This window comes from Halobacillus sp. A1 (genome assembly GCF_024189295.1).
Lineage (GTDB): Bacteria > Bacillota > Bacilli > Bacillales > Halobacillaceae > Halobacillus_A.
This window is the reverse complement of sequence record NZ_JAIZEN010000020.1, coordinates 1-19187: the sequence shown is the minus strand read 5'-3', so window position 1 is coordinate 19187 and position 19187 is coordinate 1. Positions and strand designations below refer to the sequence as shown.

Sequence of the window (19187 nt, the reverse complement as noted above, 5' to 3'; positions counted from 1 at the left end):
GCGAACTTATAATGGATGGTTTTAATGAATGAAGTTTTTTGAGTGTTTAGATAAATCATTTCTCAGAGATTCCCAATGATTAATTTCAAATAGGTAACTGCGGATAAAGAAAGAACTCCCAGATTTCGCTAAAATATATAACATTACCCTCCGTTTCATGATAAAATATGTGGCGTTACGACATAATACGGGGGCTTTCGATGAATCTATCCAAAGAAACGACTAGGAAGTTCAGGCCGGAGATAGAAGGATTACGAGCTTTAGCTGCACTATTAGTGGCTGTTTATCACATATGGCTGGGTAATGTTTCAGGTGGAGTGGATGTGTTCTTCGTTGTTTCCGGGTTTTTAATCACAACGTCGCTTTTACATATGTATGAAAGAACGGGGAAAATCGACGGGTTTGGTTTCCTTCTTAAACTTGGCAAGCGGTTGTTTCCCATTGCCTTTGCGGTCCTCGTATTTGTGATCATTACGAGTTTTTATTTCTTACCTCAAACGCAATGGGTCACCATTATAAAAGAAGTAGCCGCTTCCTTACTCTATGTGGAGAATTGGCAGCTGGCTAGTAACTCAGTTGATTATCTGGCTCAAAATAATGCCGCTAGTCCCGTGCAGCACTTCTGGGCCATGAGCACCCAGTTTCAGTTTTATATCATCTGGACTTTCGTATTGTTCCTCGTCATCGCGATAGCAAGGAAATTAAATTGGGAGATCCGGACATCTTTTTTCTATACATTCGTGGGTATATTTATCCTATCCATCAGCTATTCCGTGTATATGACTGCCGTTCGTCAACCGTGGGCCTATTTTGATACATTTGCGAGAGTATGGGAATTTGCCGCAGGGGGCATCCTTTCTTTGGTCATCGCCCATATTTCCTTACATAAATGGACAAGTCTCACGTTTGGCTGGATCGGTTTGTTTGGTTTAATCAGCTGTGGGCTGATTCTACAGGTGGGGTCTGTCTTTCCTGGATATGCGGCTCTTTGGCCGGTGACGTGCGCCGTGTTGATTTTACTTGCGGGTAATCGTGGGGGGAAGTATGGCGTCCATCATCTTTTAAGTGCCACGCCTTTAGTTAAGTTCGGCGGGATTTCATACGGTTTCTACCTATGGCACTGGCCGTTATTGGTATTGTATTACAACATGATGGGAAGTGAGTCGGTTTCCATTACGCACGGTTTATTGATCATCGGATTGGCCGTCCTGTTGTCCTATGTGACCACGAATGTATTGGAGAAGCCGATCAGAAACAAAAACATACAATCCAAACCAAAATTAGCCTTAATTTTAATTGCAATCGCTGTTCCCGTTGTGATTTTAAACGGGTCCTGGAATTTTTACGTACAAGGTACTCAAACGGCATCTTCCAATGTTGAAATAACAGATACGGAATATCCCGGAGCCTTAGCGATGGAACCGGATAAAGAATTTAGTACAGAGGAACCCATAAGACCCACCGTCTTAGAGGCAGAGGAAGATCGGCCGGAAAGTTATAGTGATGGATGTCACCAGAACATGGAAGAGACAGAAGTCATCTTGTGCGAATATGGAGAAGTGGATGAACCGGAGCACACGGTCGCCTTAGTCGGGGGTTCTCATAGCGCTCATTGGTTAGCTCCACTGGAAATATACGCGGAGGAACAAGATCTTAAAATCCTGAACTATACCCGAAGTGCCTGCCGATTCTCCAGCGAATCTTATTTATTGACGACGGAACTCGATCAAGAAACTTGTGGAGAGTGGAATGAAAGCGTGATGGATGAATTAATCGAGAAACAACCCGACTTAGTCTATACCACGGCGGACGCTACCGAATGGGAAGGAATACCAGAGGGGTATGTGGATCAGTGGGAAACACTTGATGACCACGATATAAACGTGTTTGCCCTCAAGGACAACCCAAGAGCGGAGTTCGATATTCCGACTTGTATAGATGAACATGGTAAACATGCTGAAGAATGCCAGACTAAGAATGACCTTGAGGATTTATCCGATGACATCAATGATCTTGACTTAGACAATGTATATTACGCGGATTTGACGGATAAATTTTGTGAAGAGGATGTATGTCATCCAGTTATCGGAAATATAGTCGTTTATCAGGACGGGCACCACATGACGAGAACTTACGCAAAAACACTAGCGCCTTATGTTGGCGAAGAAGTAACGGAAGCCTTGAACCATGATAACGATTACTAGCAGAAATATCTATGGATGTAAAAAGCACCTCTTCTGGGGTGCTTTTTTTATTTTCATCCCTACGAGGTTATGTCCAGGAGTTCATTATCCTACTTGTCATCCATCCTGCCTTTGGTCGATCAAACCCTGCCTTGAAAAAGATGAGTAATCAAGATAGGTTTGTGCCGCACTCACCGCTTGTTTTTGAGAACCAGTTATATGCGGACGAATAAAGTAATCCGCCTCCAGATAACAAAAAAAGCAGATCCGCAACATACGGAACTGCTTAGTCAATCTCATTATTCTATTATTCAGGTGCAACCTCCGATGGATCCGACTCCGTCCCATCCAGGTACACCGTCGTTACATAATACGAGTGATCGGCCGCTTTTTCATCCGTGAACGATTTGCGTTCGTGGGATGAAACACTGGCGACTTTTTCGTAATTTTCCCCGTCTGTGCTTTTATAGACACGGTAGCCGGCGACGCCTTCTACGCGAACCGCGTGCCAGGTGATGAACGTGCCGCTTACTTCAACGTTTGTCGGTGACTGGATGTCGAGTTCCTGTTCTTCTTCCTCTTCTTGCTGTTCAGGTTCGACAAGCTCGGTGTAGACGACGAGACGTTCATCGTGGGTGCCGGCTTCACGGTTGAAGGTTCCGGTGCATGTGATCAGGTTGAGATTTTTTTGATCGGTCTGCCCGAAAATCTCATCGATCGGTGAATCGGTATACGGATAGCTTTCCATCCGCTTCACGGTATACGTCAGCTCGGTGCCCTCTTCATCAGAAACGATGATGTCATCACCTTCTTCCAATTGATCGAGCTTAAAGAATACCGCCGGGCCCGTTTTACTATCGACATGACCGGCTAACACGGAATTCCCGTTTTCTCCGGGTTTCGTGCCTGGCTCGAACCAGCCGACTTTCTCCATTTCCTGCGGCACACCCATCTGTCCGTTATCGAGGATGCCGACTTGTTCAATCGGGGCATCGACGTCGATGCTTGGAATCTTTATGTGTGTCGGGGTGATGCCTTCTTCCTGTTTCTTTTCAGTTTGGAATTTCTCTAAGGTTTCCTGATCATTTAAGATGGTGAACTCTTCATCGAGCGGGACGTCTTCCTCAGGAGGCGTAAGGTTTTCGTCCGACTGCGAAGAAAGTTCCCCTCTCGTATCTTCTTCAGGCTCGGAACTGTTCGTCCAGTTCGCAAATACATCGGTACTATAGGCCGTGAGCAGCAGGGCAACCAAGCCCACTACGGTAAAATAAATTTTCCACTTCATTGCCCTCCGCTCCTTTTTTTAAAAAAAGTTTCTCTTTCTAGTGTAGCATGTTATTGGTTAGCATTCTTTCTGATCATGAAACCAGCACCAGCTAGAGCTGTTACTGCAAAAGCAACCCACATCCACGTGGTACTTGCATCAGTTGCTCCACCGAAACCAGTCTTCGGCATTTCTTCAGGCATTTCTTCTCCGGCAAACTGATCTGGCATTTGCGTCACAATCGCTTCACCTAATGTTTCACCAATTCCAAACATGAAGCCATATCCTTCACGGTACGATTCATAAGCAGCTTCATAATCGCCGGCTGCATAGTTGTCGAACGTCGCAAGGACTTGTTCTTCATGCTGCCATACAGCTTCTGTCGCGGCTTCAGCTGGAAGGTTTTCTTCCGTTGCTGATCCAAGGAACGCTCCGAATTCTTCAGCGAACATTTGCAGACTTTCTTCCGCTTGCATACGAGCTTCTTCATCTTCTTCTAATGCAGCTGTAATGATATCAGACTGTGCATTGATGTGATCCTGCTGCCAAACTTTTTCAAACTGAGCAGCTCCTTCATCTCCATAAATGGAAGCGATCGCTGCTTTGAAATCTTCTGTGTGCATATTTTCAGCCCACGTGACGAAATCGTAATCAGACGCCTGGTCATATCCTTTTTGCATTTCAAGAGCGGCTAATGCAAAATGTTCAGAAGCCAGACTGTTCAACGTAGAACGAAGGTCAGCGGCTGGTGTGTCGGCTTTCGTATTTTCAAATTGATCAGGCATTTGTGTCGTAATGGCTGTAGATAAGGCTTTACTAATATCGAACATACGGTGGAAGCCTTCACGGTACGCACCATACGCTTCTTCATATTCTTCATTTACATAGTGATCGAACGTGCTGATCACATCTTCCTCATGAGCAGCCAGCACTTCTTTTGCTGCGTCAGCTGGAAGATTACCTTCTGTCGCTGTTGATAAAAATTCACCGAATTCCTCTACGAATTCATCCACTTCTGCTTCCGCTTCTTCACGCATCGCTTCGTCGCCACTTTTCGCAGCTTCGACGAAATCTGGAGAATAATCGTTATGGTTCACAAAAATCTCTTCGAATTGAGCGGCTGCTTCATCGCCGTATACGGAAGCTACTGCCGGCGTCATATCCATCGCATTTTGATCAAGTGCAGCATAAGCCTGCTCGGCGTCTTCGGCATCGTCATAATCTTTCATCATCGCGGTTGTTGCTAAAGCGAAGTGCTCCGATAGCAGCTGATCCAGCGTTGATCTCAAATCAGAGGCTGGCGTTTTTGTCGTCGGTTCTGAGTGGTCATGGGCCATCGCCAGGGATGGGGTAAGCAGCATAATGGCCATGATCGTGATAAGTATTCGTTTGGTTGTTTTCATGTTTCGGTCACTCTCCTTTAGTTTTTGTTGGTGTTCTTGTGTAGCTATCGAATGGGCGGAAAGTTTGGATCACTTTTTTTGCAGATTTTTTTTTTTTTTGTTTTTTTCAATGAAAAATCTGGGAGATCGTGCTAAATTTCTGCTCTGAGGGTTAAGGAAATCCAAGGTATCCTGAAGCTCCTGGAATTTATGAGGAACTGCTTTTTTCTTATTGTTTTCTATTGATGAAAGCGTTTTATTGTGGTAGAGTTATGGATAATTATTCATATATATGAATTATATTCACATATATGAATTAAGGAGGAGTGCGGGATGTCGGTTAAATCAGCTGGCCGTGTGATAGATATTATGAATTTATTAAAGGATTACCCGGGTGGACTCCCTTTGAAGGAAATTGCTGCTAAGCTTTCACTGCCGCAGAGCAGTGCGTTCCATTTAATACAGACGATGCATAGCAGACAGGTGTTAACGATGACGGAACGAAAGCAGTACAAGCTCGGACCAAAGTTGATTCAAATCGGCACGCGGGCGTTAGAGACGCTCGATGTCAATACAGAGGCTCAGCCCTTACTTAGGGAGTTAATGGAAAAAGTGGAAGAAACCATCTTTATGGCTGTATTGATGGAGAAGGAGCTCGTCTACGTAGCCAAAGTAGATAACTACCGATCCGTGCGGACGAGTGCTCAAATCGGAATGAGAAAGCCGCTGTATTGTACAGGACTTGGCAAGGCGTTTCTTGCATTTTTGCCGGAGGCTGTAAGTGACAATATACTGTCCTCCATCAATATGGAAGCGATCACGAATAATACGATTACAGATCCTGTCGTATTACAGGCTCAGTTTCCACAATTTCGGGCACAGGGATATGCGATCGATGATGAAGAAAATGAAACCGGCTTATTCTGCCTGGCTGCTCCGATCTACAATGCTGCCGGTGAAATGATTGCGGCAGTTAGTGTGGCCGGTCCGAAGAGCAGGGTATCTTCGAGGCATTCGTTCATAGCGGAAGAATTGCTGCATACATCGAAGGTCATTTCACAACGTAATGGATACTAGAAAGGAAGGGTAATGTGGATGTAATTACGCTAGGAGAGACGATGGTCTTGTTCACCTCAAAATCATCCGGGCTTATGCGCTATGCGGGTGATTTTTCTACGAAAATCGCCGGAGCCGAGTCCAATGTCGTGATCTCTTTATCAAGGCTTGGTCATGAGTCAGGCTGGGTCAGCCGGCTGGGAGATGACGAATTCGGAGAAAAAGTACGTGCCTTTATACGCGGGGAAGGAGTGGATGTCAGCCGGGTTACCTTAGACGATGAAGCTGACACGGGGATTTTTTTCAAAGAACGACTGTCAGCTGATGAAATCAGAGTGAAATACTACCGGCGGCATTCGGCAGCGAGTCGTATGAGGCCTGAAGACATAGATGAGGAATACATTGCCGGAGCGAATTATTTACATGTCACAGGCATTACTCCGGCACTTAGTGACAGCTGTTATGAAACCGTTTTAAAAGCAGTGGATTACGCGAAACGAAATGGAGTGACGGTGGTTTTTGATCCGAATCTGCGCCGTAAGTTATGGAAAGAAACGAAGGCGCGCGAAGTTTTGCTGAAGCTCTCCGGTCTCGCAGACATTGTACTGCCGGGAATCGACGAGGCTGAATTCCTATTTGGCCGTTCAAGCCATGAGGATTTAGCCCGGCAATTTATTGAAAATGGAGCCGCTGCTGTAGTGATGAAGCTTGGGAAAAAGGGGGCTTACGTATACTCTGAGCAGACTTCGGGTTACATCGAAGGATTTCCTGTGAACCACGTGGCAGACCCAGTCGGAGCCGGGGATGGATTCGCTGCCGGATGTATCTCGGGTCTGCTTGATGGATTAGAACTAAAGGATGCTGCCAGACGCGGGAACGCTGTTGGGGCAATGGTGACGATGGTTGACGGCGATGTCGAAGGGCTGCCGGACAAGAAGAGGCTGACTGACTTTCAAAACCAGGTCAGTAAAGAAGATGTAGACCGATAGGAGGAGCTTTTTGTGAGAAACACTTTTCAGAAAATGATGAATCATAAACTGGTTGCCGTCGTTCGCGGCGCGGCAGGTGAAGATGTTGTGAAGATCGCCCGAGCACTGCATGAAGGCGGGGTTCACATTATGGAAATTACTGCGGATACGCCGGAATGCATTGATTTAATTCGACGGGTAAGCGCGGAATTCGGTGAGGACATGGTGGTTGGTGCGGGAACGGTGCTCGACCCGGAAACGGCGAAAGCAGCGATTTCAGCTGGAGCTGACTTTATTTTTTCCCCAACCGTCGATAGAGAAACGATCCGAATGACGAAGCGGTATGGGGTTGTCAGTATTCCGGGTGCAATGACTCCGACAGAAATCCTAACCGCTTATGAACATGGAGCCGACCTGATTAAAGTCTTTCCGGCGGGGGTTATGGGTCCGGGCTATATGAAGGATATCCACGGCCCGCTTCCCCATATCCCATTAATGCCGACCGGCGGTGTGAATTTGTCGAACGTCAGGGAGTATTTTGAAAAAGGCGCGGTTGCCGCCGGTCTAGGGAGCGCCCTTGTGAATACGAATCAAACGATAGACGACGAGGCACTGAACAATATAACAAAGCGCGCTCAACAATTTGTGAGAGCGATAAAGGATGTGGAAACCTATGAAAATTACTGATTTTAAACTCTATCAAGTACCGCCGCGCTGGCTGTTCTTAAAAATTGAAACAGATGAAGGAATCAGCGGCTGGGGAGAGCCTGTTGTTGAAGGCCGATCTCATACCGTGGAAGCCTGTGTTACGGAACTGATGGATTATTTGATAGGCAGGGACCCCCGCCAAATTGAAGATCACTTTCAAGTTCTGTACCGGGGCGGCTTCTATCGCGGCGGACCCATTCTGATGAGTGCGATTTCCGGGATTGAACAAGCCCTTTGGGATATAAAAGGCAAGTATCACGATATGCCTGTGTATGAAATGCTTGGTGGTGCTGTACGTGACAATATCCAGGTGTATTCCTGGATTGGAGGGGACCGCCCGGATGACGTCGGCGCCGCTGCTAAAGAAAAAGCTGACGCCGGCTTTACAGCGATCAAAATGAATGGAACCGAAGAGATGAATTACATTGACAGCTATACAAAAGTAGACGCGGCGGTTGAGCGGGTGGCGGCGATCCGCGAGACGGCAGGGAATGATTTTGGAATCGGGATTGATTTTCACGGACGCGTTCACAAAGCAATGGCAAAAATTCTTGTGAAGGAATTAGAGCCTTATCGTCCGATGTTTATCGAGGAGCCCGTCCTCGTAGAGAATCTTGAAGCTTTTAAGGAAATCGCCAAACATACGACGACGCCGATTGCGACAGGAGAACGAAATTATACGCGCTGGGGATTTAAACGGATGCTGATGGATGGAATAGTGGATATCGTCCAGCCGGATCTATCTCACGCCGGCGGTATTTTAGAAACTAAGAAAATTGCTTCGATGGCCGAGACGTTTGATGTAGCGGTGGCTCCGCATGCCCCGCTTGGCCCGATCAACCTGGCCGCTTCCCTGCAGGTGGATGCATGTACACCGAACTGCATCATTCAGGAACAAAGCCTCGGCATCCATTACAACAAAGGCAGTGACCTTTTGGATTACCTGGTGGATCCGGACGTGTTCCGCTATCAATCCGGAGCTGTCAATATGCCTGAGGGGCCTGGTCTCGGAATTGAAATTAATGAAGAACGGGTGAAAGAAGCTTCCAAAGAAGCACATCAATGGAAGAATCCAATCTGGCGTCATGCCGATGGTACAGTCGCCGAATGGTAAAGATGATAAACTGCCAGATTATGAAACTAATTACATTACTATTGAAAGGAGCGGATTAACATGTCTGCAGCAGGATTAATATTGCTTGCCGCTTTCGGTGTCGCGCTATTACTTTTCCTTGTGATCAGAACAAAGTTACAGGCGTTTATCGCCTTGATTCTCGTCAGTTATATTGTAGGTCTTCTCTCTGGGATGAGTTCTGGAGAAGTATTGGATGCCGTGTCGGAAGGTATGGGAGGAACCGTAGCTGAAGTTGCCATCATTATCGGGATTGGCGCCATGTTCGGTGAGATCCTGAAAGCTTCCGGCGGAGCAGAACGTTTAGCTTTGACGCTTATGAATAAATTTGGAGAAAAACGTATAAACTGGGCGATGGTTCTGACAGGGTTTATCATTTCCATTCCTGTGTTTCTTGATGTCGCTTTTGTAATTTTAGTACCGATTCTGTACAGCCTGGCTCAGAAAACAGGTAAATCCCTCTTGTACTATGGAATTCCGCTGTTGGCCGGGTTAGCCGTTACCCACAGCTTCATTCCCCCTACACCGGGTCCTATTTCAGTGGCTTCCCTGCTTGGAGCTAACATTGGCTGGGTAATCCTATTCGGTTTCATAGCTGGTATACCCGCAGCGATTCTTGCGGGGCCGATCTTTGGTACATATATCGCTAAGAAAATTCATGCGACTGTGCCAAAAGAGATGATGAGAAATATGGCAGAGGAAGCGAAAGGTAAGCAATATGAAAAAGACCTGCCAAGCTTCCGAATGATTGCCGGCCTGATTTTGCTGCCGTTGTTTTTAATCCTGCTGAATACGTTCGGGTCTCTTCTACTTTCGGAGGAAAGCACATGGGTATCTATCTTTACTTTCATTGGTGACCCAGGTGTAGCCTTGACTATTACAGCACTCGTCACTTTCTATTTATTAGGTACACGCCGAGGATACTCTAAGGAAGAAATTCAGGAAATTGCAACGAAATCCCTGGAGCCTGCCGGTGTAATTATTTTGATTACCGGCGCCGGCGGTGTATTCGGAACAGTGCTGGTTGAAGCTGGAATCGGGGATGTGCTCGCTGATACGATGAGTAATCTTAACATGCCGATCATTGTATTTGCTTTCATTGTTGCATCAGCCGTACGTATTGCCCAAGGTTCAGCTACGGTTGCAATGGTAACAGCCGCCAGTCTGATATCGCCTATTATCGATACGCTCGGTATAGAAGGCCCTATGCTAGCCCTGCTCGTAATTACGATCGCTTCCGGGGCAACCATTGCTTCCCACGTGAACGATTCTGGGTTCTGGATGGTTAACCGCTTCTTTGGTTTATCAGAGAAGGACACACTAAAGTCATGGACGGTAATGGAAACGATTATCGCCCTGGTCGGGTTTAGTATCACTCTTGTTATAAGCTTCTTTATTTCATAAAAGAAAGAAAGGTGGGTCCTCTTCTATAGAGGGCCTTTTCTCTTTGGAAGGAAGATGCTTTCTCGGGCAGGATGCGGAACTATAGATCATAACTGGTTAGACTAAAAGAAAGATTCTTCTTGCAGCAGAAAAACCGTTTAGGCTGCTATCAACGGTTTTTTTGAGCGATGGGGCGGAGAAAAATTTCCCCCGAAATAGTATAGGAAAGGTCCGACCTTCCTAATATTAACGCACTCACTGGAAGCGGTCCGCCATATGGTTGAAATGGATAAGTTTATCCGATACATAGTTCTCCAGTTCTTTATGGGAGCCGTCCGATAAAAAAACCCTGCATCGCCTAAGCAGATGCAGGGTGGAGTATGTATCTAGTTTTGAATAAGGATTTCTTCTTTCATGTAGACGCTCTCTTCACTGTCGAAGTGTTCGATGATGGTACGTTCTTCAACGGGCTGGACGTCGGTTTGTTTGAATGCGAGAAGGCCGATAAGTACGAGCGCGAATAAAAGGAATGTGCGTGAGTCTTTCAAAAAGTTTTTCATCATATACGTGTCCCCTATGCTTAAAGTAGGCTAGGATCAAGTACTTGGCTGACGTTCGTTATACTTGTAAAAAAAGTAATTTCTTCCCGAGCTCAGGGTAATAAGGGCACCTTAATCTTCCTTTACTGCTCTTTGTCAAATAGCACTCGTTCGCTAACAATCTATGTTCTATCATACTACATTTTCACACAAATAATTAGAAAAAAATTGTTACGTTTCTGTTAATTATTTTCCCTTTTAAGTTTCAGGCGACAAGTCCAATTAAGGAAATTAAGCTTCAAGACATAATGGGAGATTAGGAGCTCCAGGAAACGGATCGATTTCCGATGTATCACTCTGATTTCACCTCTACTACACATTCATTTATTCGAACTTAATGAGTTAAAATGCTCCGTTAGAGTTCAATATTTTCGTCTAAATATTTAGAAAGGGAACCAACCACTATTCATTCAAGATTTGCTCCCGATAGCGAAACAAGACAATAACCTTTTACTAAGCAAAAAAAAAGAAAAGGCTGCCCACTAGGACAGCCTGCCTCCCTGGTTATACATCTTTTTTAGAGATATACCAGTCGATATATTCAATGCCTTCTTCCTCAGCACGTTTAGCTGCTTCTTCTTGGGATTTCGGTGGTGAAACAACTGCTTTGTCACCTTCCTGCCAGTCAGCAGGAGTGGATACGCCGTGTTCATCCGTCGTCTGTAAAGCTTTCACCAGACGGAGGATTTCCTGCATGTTTCTTCCGGTTGTCAGTGGATAATAGATGATAGACCGGATTTTCTGTTTATCGTCAATAACAAAAACAGCGCGGCTTGTTTCTACCTGACTTTCACCTGGCATAATCATCCCGTATTTCATAGCCACTTGTTTATCAAGATCAGCAATAACTGGAAATTCAATGTTCGTATTAAAGTTTTCTTCGATACTTCTAATCCAGGCAATATGAGATGGGACACTATCAACGCTTAATCCAAGCAGTTCTGTGTTCATTTCTTTTAATTCAGGGTAGATTTCCTGAAGCCCGACAAACTCTGTCGTGCATACCGGGGTAAAATCTGATGGATGAGAAAATAGGACAAGCCACTTGCCTTTATAATCTTCCAACGAGATGTTTCCTTGACTGGTAGCCGCATTAAAAGTTGGTGCGTCATCTCCGATTCTTGGCATTTGTACTTGGTGATTCATTTCTGTTTGTTCCATTTTTCTACCTCCTTTTAAAATATAAACCCTCTTGGGTATATGTACCACCAGACCCGGGGTGGTTAATCATGGAATTTAGATAGTGGTACAAAAGACTTAATCACTGTTCAGGGTGCTCGGTATTCGAAGGATTAAATTCTAAATAATCTCATGTGCACCCCTTCCTTCCCATATCTCGAAATCAATCCTTATGCAATCTTGTCATATTGCTGATTACAAAAACCCCCTGCCGCATTCGGCAGGGGGTTAAATGCATCAGGCTTTGTCGCGTCTTCTGCGGAAAAAGCCGGTAATTTTATTCGACAAGTCGTCAAAATACGTGTAGACGACGGGAATTAAAACGAGAGTGAAGAAGCTTGAGATCGTCAGGCCGAATATGATCGTGACGGCGAGCGGCTGCTGGGCTTCGGCGCCCTGGCCGATGCCGATGGCGAGTGGTACCATCGCGAGGACGGTAGTAAATGTCGTCATCAGGATCGGACGCAGCCGGTTCGGGCCGGCTTCAAGAATCGCTTCGTACCTGTCGTATCCTCTTCTTCGTAAGATGTTGATATAGTCAACGAGCACGATGGCGTTGTTGACGACGATCCCGGCGAGCATGATGATCCCGACAAACGCCGGTAAACTGAACGGCATGCCGGTGACGAATAGTCCGGTCGAGATGCCGACAATCGTTGCAGGCAGCGAGAACATGATGATGAATGGGAACAGGAAGTTCTCAAACTGGATCGCCATGACCGCGTACACGAGGAAGATTGAGAAGATGAGCGCAAGACCCAAATCTCCGAACGCTTCTTCCATATCCTGCGCCTGTCCGCCGATTTCATAGTTGTATCCTTCTGGGAAATTGAGCGTTTCAAGTGCGGCGCGGACGTCTTCGGTTGTGCTTCCGAGGTCGCGGTCGAGTACTTCTGCTTCGACGTTAACTTGCGGCTGCTGATCTTCACGCAGCAGGTTGACCGGTCCCTGTACTTGTTCCAGGTCGGCGATTGTTGCGAGCGGAATGATTTCGCCGTTTGGTGTCTGCAGTGACATATTCTCCAGGTCAGAAATCGTTTCGCGTTCTTCTTCAGGCAAAATCATCTGCACGTCGATTTCTTCACTGGCTTCGCGGTAGCGTGTCGCCACCTGACCGGTGAAGGCGGTTTGTACCTGGCTGATCACTTCTTGATCGCTCATGCCGTACTGGGAGGCTTTATCACGATCGACGTCGATCTGCATTTCGGGACGTCCTTCTTCCGTGGAAGACGTCGGTTCGCTTACGCCTTCCACGTCTTCCATGACGTACGTCACTTGCTCAGACAGTTCATCGAGCACTTCGTATTCTGACCCGTTCAGCTGGATTTGCAGCGGAGCGCCTGTGCCGAGTCCAGCATCAAGCTCTGTCACGGCGATTTCCGCTCCGGGTACCTGACTTAATTCTTCATCCATTTGCTTCATGACATCCTGAGTGGTGTTCTCCCGGTCATCCGGGTCGACCAGCTGGATGGTGTAAGAGGCATTGTCGGCGGTGCCGCCTCCGACATCTCCCCCGAATTCTCCGCCTCCGATCGTCAGGTAGCTGACTTCGATGTCATCGCTGAAGTTTTCCAAACGTTCATCGATGAGGGCGGTCGTTTCCTGGGTGCCTTCCTGCGAGGTGGCGGCTGGCATTTCGACGTCGATTTCGATTTGTCCCTGGTCTGAGGCCGGGATGAATTCGGTGCCGATGTTCGGGATCAGCGCGACGCTGCCGACGATGGCGGCGAGCGTCAGGGCGATCGTCATCTTTCTCCACTTCAATACGCGGCGGAGCAAGCCCTGGTATTTGTCATTCACTTTGGCTAAAAAGCGGTCGAACCAGTAGCGGCGGCCGCTCATCTGCAGCGGTTTCGACAGTAGTTTGGATGACAGCATCGGAATGAGCGTCACCGATACGGCAAGTGCTGCGATCAGAGCAAAGGATATCGTTATGGCAAGCGGCGTGAACAGCTCGGACGCGATCCCTTCCACGAATATGATCGGTAGGAAAACGACTAATGTCGTCGTCGCCGAGGCGATTACAGCCGGCGCGAGCTCGGAGGCCCCTTTAATGGCGGACTCCTTCATCGAATAGCCGCGGTTCCGGTAGTTGACGATATTTTCTAATATGACGATCGAACTGTCGACCATCATCCCGATTCCGAGCGCAAGTCCGCCCATCGTAAGGACGTTCAGCGTCTCACCGGTGAAATACATAAGTGTAAACGTGGAAATGATCGCGATCGGCATGGAAATCCCGATAACGAGCGTCGCACGAAGACTCTTTAGAAACAGAAGGAGAATCCCTACAGAAATGATTCCTCCGATAATGATGTTCAGCACGACACTGTTGATCGACACCTGGATGAATTCACTCGTATCCAGGATAACGTCGGCATTTGTATCTTCAGGCAGGTCGCCTTGAACTTCGCTCATAGCGTCACGGACGTTATTGGCGGTTTCCACCGTGTTGGCGTCGGTTTTTTTCAAAATCGATAAAGCGACGGACGCCTCTCCGTTCACTTCGGAGACGGTGCTCGAATTGTAGGTTTCTTCGATATCAGCGATTTGATCAAGTGTCACCTGGGCTCCCGATGGCGACTGGATGATCGTTTCTTCGATATCCTGCATCGATTCGAATTCCCCGTCGATTCGCAGCTGCACTTCCTGATCGCCTTTATTGACCGAGCCGGCAGAAGCCGCCTGGTTCGAGGCGTTGAGCGTCTGGGTGATCGTCTGGGTGTCGAGTTCATATTCGGCCATTTGAGCGCGGTCAATCAGAACTTCGACCTGCCGTGTTTCTCCACCTTCGACATCGACGGAAGCTACGCCTTCCTGACGTTCTATTTCCGGGATGAGCTGCTCTTCCGCTACGCGCTGTAATTCAGCGGGTGAATCTCCGGATAACCCGATCGTCATGATTGGAAGCTGCTGTGGGTCGAAACGCAGCACGCTCGGCTCGCCAGCTCCTTCAGGCAGCGCTTCCGTCACCTGATCGACGCTTTCCCGCACTTCAAGCAGGGTACTGTCAAGATCGGTGCCGGTGCTGAACTGCATAAAAATGAGTGAGGCGCCGGGCTGAGACTGAGATTGCAGGACTTCCAGGCCTTCTATGGCGCTGACGGACGATTCGACAGGCTGACTGACGAGTCGTTCAACTTCCTGCGGGGCTGCTTCATCGTAACTCGTCGAAACGACGGCTACCGGTAAATCTATTTCTGGATAAAGATCGATCGTTAACGACCGCAGCGAAACAAAGCCGAGCGCGAGAATCGCCGCTACGACCATGATGACACCGACGGGCCGTTTAACGGAAAGGTTGACGAGCTTCACTTATTCGTCCTCCTTCATGACTTCGACCTTCGCTCCGTCTGTAAGGGTGAGCTGTCCACTCGTCACCACTTCCGCATCGCTTTCAAGGTCTCCGCTGATCGCGGTCCGATCCGTCTGAGCTTCGAGGATTTCTATATCGACGCGCTCCACTTCTTCTCCTTCTTCACCGGCAAGCTGGTAGACGTACGTTTCAGAACCTTGTTCGACAACGGCATTACTCGGCACAATCAAACTATCCTCAACGATCGTCTCCGGCAATAGGAAAGAAGCCATCATGCCTGGCTTAATATTTTCTTCTTCATTATCGACCGTTGCTTCCACTGAGTACAGGTTCGTATCACCAGGCACAGACGGCACGTAATCGATTGTCGCTGTGACCGTTTCTTCGATGGTCGGAATTTCGACTTCGAGCTCTTCTCCTTCTTCAAAAAGAGACAGCTGGGCGTCCGTCACAGATGCTGTAATCGTCATCGGATTTAAGCTGACGATTGTTGCAAATGGCTCCTGATTGGTTACGTTGTCGCCTTCACTGGCATTGACAGAAGCGATTTCTCCCGCTTCATCGGCCATGACCGCTTCGTTTTCAGATGCTTCCTCTGCATCTTCAAGCTGGATTTGCGCTTGCTCAAGGCCGAGTTCGGCTTGTTCAACGGCGGATTCTGCCTGGGCGAGCCCTTGTTCAGCCTGACGCAATTGTGCTTCTGCTTCAGCTACCGCAGAGGAGGACATGCCGCCTTGGTCGGACGCTTGATTAAGTTGGCTCTCTGCCTGATCGGCGCGGCCTTGCGCCTGCTGGTTCAGTGATTCAGGAATGATCCCATCGTCAAAAAGATTTTGCGTTTCCTGAGCCAGCTGCTGGGCGGATTCGAACTGAGACTCCGCTGCAGAAATCGTCTGATCGATTTCAGAGCTTGAAGCTTCACGGGCGGTATCGACTTGTTCTTCTGCGTTCTCTACACCCTCTAAAGCCTGGTCATACTGAGTCTGTGCGTCATCAAGCTGGGACTCTGCCTGACGGACGGCGATCTCCTGCAATTCGACCTGGCTGCCTTCGGTCGTCGGGGTGACGACGCCGATCGTCTCCCCTTCGACAACACGGTCTCCCTTGGCTACGTTTAACGTAACTAACTCACCGGGCGCGCTCGGAAGGACGGGAGTGGGCTCATCTGACGCGGCCCTCCCCGCTATTTTTCGATCAACGGTAAAGTCACCTTCGGATATTTCAGCGACTTCAACGGGGGTGGTGCGTTCTTCCTGGGTTTCTGCGTCTTCTTCGTCATTGTTACAGGCGGTCAGTGTGGCGGCGGTGATCAGCAGGAGGCTGAGCATCTTTATTTTCATATGTAAATTATCCTCTCTGTCGGTTGTGACTATGTGGTCAGTATGAATAAATGTTACTAGAATTTGTTAGGTTATGCAAGGTTTTGTCGGGGATGAATGTGACAGTTGTATGGAGGAGCAACTGAAAAAACCGCCGGCACGAGGCCGACGGTTATGTACGTTATTGTAAGCTGTGTCCGAGCTGTGCGACGATGAGTTCGAGTTTCTTTACTTCGGGGAGATTCACGTGGTCCGGGAATTTCTCGTCGAAGTGCTCGATCAGCGGCTTGATGCCTTCGTCGTCCAGCAGCTGTTTGTAGGTGTTGAAGGTGTGCTGGTACTGTCCGATATACCGTTTCATCTTTTTATCGAATCCAGACAGATGATAGGTGGATGAAAAGTCGAATGCTTTCGCGATGTCGCTATCATAGGATGGAAAAACTGGATTGATCGCATGCAGCATAGCGGCTGCGAGAGGAAACTGCATCGTCGGGTTGCCTTTGTGGTTCTTAATATCATAGAGCTCTTTTGTAATTTTGACGATGTTCGGTCGTTCTAAGTCTCGTTGTTGTTCCATCAATATAAAGTATTTCTCTTCGAATTCGTTCGTCAAACTCGGGTTATCAAGCTTGAAGAAATGGCGGAAGACGAATTGGTAAATGCTGTCGTCCGGTACGTAGGATTTATCAAAGTTGTCATTGAGATACGCGTACACGTCCACTTTTTCACGCGGAATTTGGTTAACGACTCTTTCTTGTTCATCAAATAGTAATGGTTTCAAGTCTTCAGCTGTTCTGTACTTCATCGGAAATCACCTCTCATTCCCTTATTCCACACAAGTTCTATCGAAAAACTTCAATTTCGGAAAATGTGCTGGAATTTTAGGACTTTCTTTTTATTTTACAGAAATAGGCGGTGTAATGCCAATACTCTGTTGATTTTTTCGTAAGTTGGTCGATGGTAAAAGGGAAAGGAGCGTGGACCTATGGATATTGCTGCCGTCTCGATGGCGATGAGTCAGGTAGGTGTTCAGCAGCAGACGAGCCTCGCAGTTATGGACAAAGTGAAGGACCAGACCGAGGAAAAGGGCGCGGATATGATTGAGATGCTCTCTGAATCGGCTGCGCCCCACCCATCCAAAGGACTTCAGATTGATGTAAAAGGGTAATAGAGTACCAGGCGGCTTTAAGCTGTCTGGTATTTTATATGAAAGATGGGATGCCGTGTGAAGCAGGTGTCTATGCGTTTAGCGCTGTTTGGTCTTGCTTGTTTCTATGTAGGGATCGCTTTGTTTCTCGTCGATTGGTTCGTGCGGCCGGCGTTTGTCATACCTTTTTTGACGGTGGGTGGACTGACGGTCTTTGCTTTGGCCGTCTTTTTGCAAGGTTCGGAAAAAAAAAGAGCCGCTTCTTTTGAGTAAGAGCGGCTGAATATCGTTTATTCTTCTGTGTCTTCGTCCATATCTTCGTCCATGGTGTCTTCGTTTGTTGCGTCTTCGTCTTCTTCCATGTCTTCTTCCATGTCGTCTTCGTCTTCCTGCATATCTTCTTCCATGTTGTCTTCATCTTCCTGCATGTCTTCTTCTTCTTGCTGGTTCTCTTCTTGTGCTGGTTCTTCTTCAGATGCACACGCGCCTAGAAGTGAAATCACAAACATGGCTGTCAATAGTTTAAGTAGAGCGTTTTTCATTTTGTATTCCTCCTTGTGATGTGTGTTATACGGTTGCTAGTTTGTCCACTTTATGGGAGGGTTATACATCGGAAATCGGTGTGTTTTGGGATTGGAGAAATGGGGTCTTGGAAATGGATCGCTTTCCGCGGGGATGACGGCCAGCCTCCTCGAGCTAACGCTCTGCGGGGTCTAGCCAGTCCATCCATTCCCGCAGGAGTCTCACCATTTCCAAGACCCCATTACCAAAATGTCAGAAACAAGACTTTTTTAACCCTGTAAAGAGTTCATCATATTACAAACACTCTGGCACAGTGCACAAAACAATCAAAACTCAAAGACCTTCTTGCTTTTGTGAGAATAACGGAAACAACTGAGCGAAGCGATATTTCACGAGATCCCTTTATTAAGAGAACGGTACAGCTGATAATTTAGTTTCTTCCCGACCAGCCCATTGGAAGGGAATGAACGAACCCCCTGAGATTGAAGTCTTCGTGCTAACTTTATCTCAACCAGCTCAGTCCAGTCCATACGCCGCTGAACGAAGGCATTCCCTTTTTCAAATAGTTTCTCTTAGTTTCCCAACCAACACTTCGAAATAAAGTGAATTACTACGAGCGATTTGTCTCATGAAGTATACGAAATAACATCTTTCTGTACGTTTCTCCAAAAAGAGCAATTTTTTTCACGTGAAACATTTTCTTTGAGGTATAAAATATTTTATAAATGTAAGAATTGCGGATTACTGTTGAATAACAGGAATTGGTGAAGCTCCGAGTGCGTTAGCCTAAGGAAGCAAATCAGCTTTCAGGGTAGGGTTGAATGACAGTTATTCCGAGAAATTCATATCGCAAGGGCGTAGGGAAACGGTGAGACTCCTGTGGGATACGCGGGTTAGGTGAGGTGGAAAGGTTACACTTGTTTGGACAGTTTCGTTAAGGTCAGTTACACTTTACTAAATATTTCAATCAAGGAGACTAAACATGACCCCAAGGAATCGCCGTAACTTTACTGATGAATTTAAGAAGCA

At 47.2% G+C, this 19187-nt stretch carries 17 protein-coding genes; 8 read left to right on the top strand and 9 right to left on the bottom strand.

The genetic code is table 11. The features are described 5' to 3' along the window. Window positions 1-200 precede the first annotated feature (200 nt). A complete protein-coding gene (locus LF817_RS16385; protein WP_253936891.1) occupies window positions 201-2204 on the top strand; it encodes an acyltransferase family protein in 2004 nt (667 codons plus the stop codon). 96 nt (window positions 2205-2300) lie between these two features. On the opposite strand, the gene LF817_RS20440 is transcribed toward LF817_RS16385, so the two are convergent. The 3 genes from LF817_RS20440 to LF817_RS16370 form a co-directional block, all read right to left on the bottom strand. Continuing rightward, window positions 2301-2459: an Ltp family lipoprotein gene (locus LF817_RS20440; protein ID WP_371925082.1), complete on the bottom strand. Its 159-nt coding sequence runs from the start codon at window positions 2457-2459 to the stop codon at window positions 2301-2303. Window positions 2460-2490: 31 nt separating this feature from the next. Next, a complete protein-coding gene (locus LF817_RS16375) occupies window positions 2491-3435 on the bottom strand; it encodes a class F sortase (RefSeq protein WP_253936889.1) in 945 nt (314 codons plus the stop codon). Window positions 3436-3518: 83 nt separating this feature from the next. Continuing rightward, window positions 3519-4850, bottom strand: coding sequence for a copper amine oxidase (locus LF817_RS16370; RefSeq protein ID WP_253936888.1), 1332 nt, complete (start codon window positions 4848-4850; stop codon window positions 3519-3521). Between the two features lie 312 nt (window positions 4851-5162). Here LF817_RS16370 and LF817_RS16365 point away from each other — a divergent pair, with 312 nt between their 5' ends. From LF817_RS16365 to LF817_RS16345, 5 genes are read left to right on the top strand one after another with little or no spacing between them, the layout of a single operon-like run. Then, on the top strand, window positions 5163-5906 hold the full coding sequence (locus tag LF817_RS16365) for an IclR family transcriptional regulator (RefSeq protein ID WP_253936887.1): 744 nt from the start codon (window positions 5163-5165) through the stop codon (window positions 5904-5906). 14 nt (window positions 5907-5920) lie between these two features. Then, a complete protein-coding gene (locus LF817_RS16360; protein ID WP_253936886.1) occupies window positions 5921-6874 on the top strand; it encodes a sugar kinase in 954 nt (317 codons plus the stop codon). 33 nt (window positions 6875-6907) lie between these two features. Further along, entirely contained in the window at window positions 6908-7540 is a 633-nt protein-coding gene (locus LF817_RS16355) for a bifunctional 4-hydroxy-2-oxoglutarate aldolase/2-dehydro-3-deoxy-phosphogluconate aldolase (protein WP_253936922.1), read from the top strand. Next, window positions 7527-8675 (top strand): galactonate dehydratase, encoded by a 1149-nt coding sequence (dgoD, locus tag LF817_RS16350; RefSeq protein ID WP_253936885.1) that lies wholly within the window; start codon window positions 7527-7529, stop codon window positions 8673-8675. Before LF817_RS16355 ends, dgoD begins: the two co-directional genes overlap by 14 nt. A gap of 60 nt (window positions 8676-8735) precedes the next feature. After that, on the top strand, window positions 8736-10097 hold the full coding sequence (locus tag LF817_RS16345) for a GntP family permease (RefSeq protein WP_253936884.1): 1362 nt from the start codon (window positions 8736-8738) through the stop codon (window positions 10095-10097). 365 nt (window positions 10098-10462) lie between these two features. On the opposite strand, the gene LF817_RS16340 is transcribed toward LF817_RS16345, so the two are convergent. From LF817_RS16340 to LF817_RS16320, 5 genes are all read right to left on the bottom strand, one after another. Then, window positions 10463-10639 (bottom strand): hypothetical protein, encoded by a 177-nt coding sequence (locus LF817_RS16340; protein WP_253936883.1) that lies wholly within the window; start codon window positions 10637-10639, stop codon window positions 10463-10465. A 540-nt stretch (window positions 10640-11179) separates the two neighbouring features. Beyond that, on the bottom strand, window positions 11180-11836 hold the full coding sequence (locus LF817_RS16335) for a peroxiredoxin (RefSeq protein ID WP_253936882.1): 657 nt from the start codon (window positions 11834-11836) through the stop codon (window positions 11180-11182). A gap of 255 nt (window positions 11837-12091) precedes the next feature. Then, entirely contained in the window at window positions 12092-15169 is a 3078-nt protein-coding gene (locus LF817_RS16330; protein ID WP_253936881.1) for an efflux RND transporter permease subunit, read from the bottom strand. After that, window positions 15170-16510 carry an efflux RND transporter periplasmic adaptor subunit gene (locus tag LF817_RS16325; RefSeq protein WP_253936880.1) on the bottom strand — a complete coding sequence of 447 codons (1341 nt, stop codon included), beginning with the start codon at window positions 16508-16510 and terminating at the stop codon, window positions 15170-15172. 160 nt (window positions 16511-16670) lie between these two features. Further along, the gene (locus tag LF817_RS16320; protein ID WP_253936879.1) at window positions 16671-17294 is read right to left on the bottom strand and encodes a hypothetical protein; all 624 of its coding nucleotides are present in this window, start codon (window positions 17292-17294) and stop codon (window positions 16671-16673) included. A gap of 180 nt (window positions 17295-17474) precedes the next feature. On the opposite strand from LF817_RS16320, the gene LF817_RS16315 reads away from it, so the two are divergent. Together LF817_RS16315 and LF817_RS16310 are read left to right on the top strand one after the other, a co-directional pair. After that, entirely contained in the window at window positions 17475-17657 is a 183-nt protein-coding gene (locus LF817_RS16315; protein WP_253936878.1) for a YjfB family protein, read from the top strand. Window positions 17658-17714: 57 nt separating this feature from the next. Continuing rightward, window positions 17715-17909, top strand: a complete 195-nt coding sequence (locus LF817_RS16310) for a hypothetical protein (RefSeq protein WP_253936877.1) — start codon at window positions 17715-17717, stop codon at window positions 17907-17909. A 17-nt stretch (window positions 17910-17926) separates the two neighbouring features. Here the strand turns inward: LF817_RS16310 and LF817_RS16305 are convergent, their stop codons facing one another. Beyond that, window positions 17927-18178 carry a hypothetical protein gene (locus tag LF817_RS16305; RefSeq protein ID WP_253936876.1) on the bottom strand — a complete coding sequence of 84 codons (252 nt, stop codon included), beginning with the start codon at window positions 18176-18178 and terminating at the stop codon, window positions 17927-17929. Window positions 18179-19187 lie beyond the last annotated feature (1009 nt).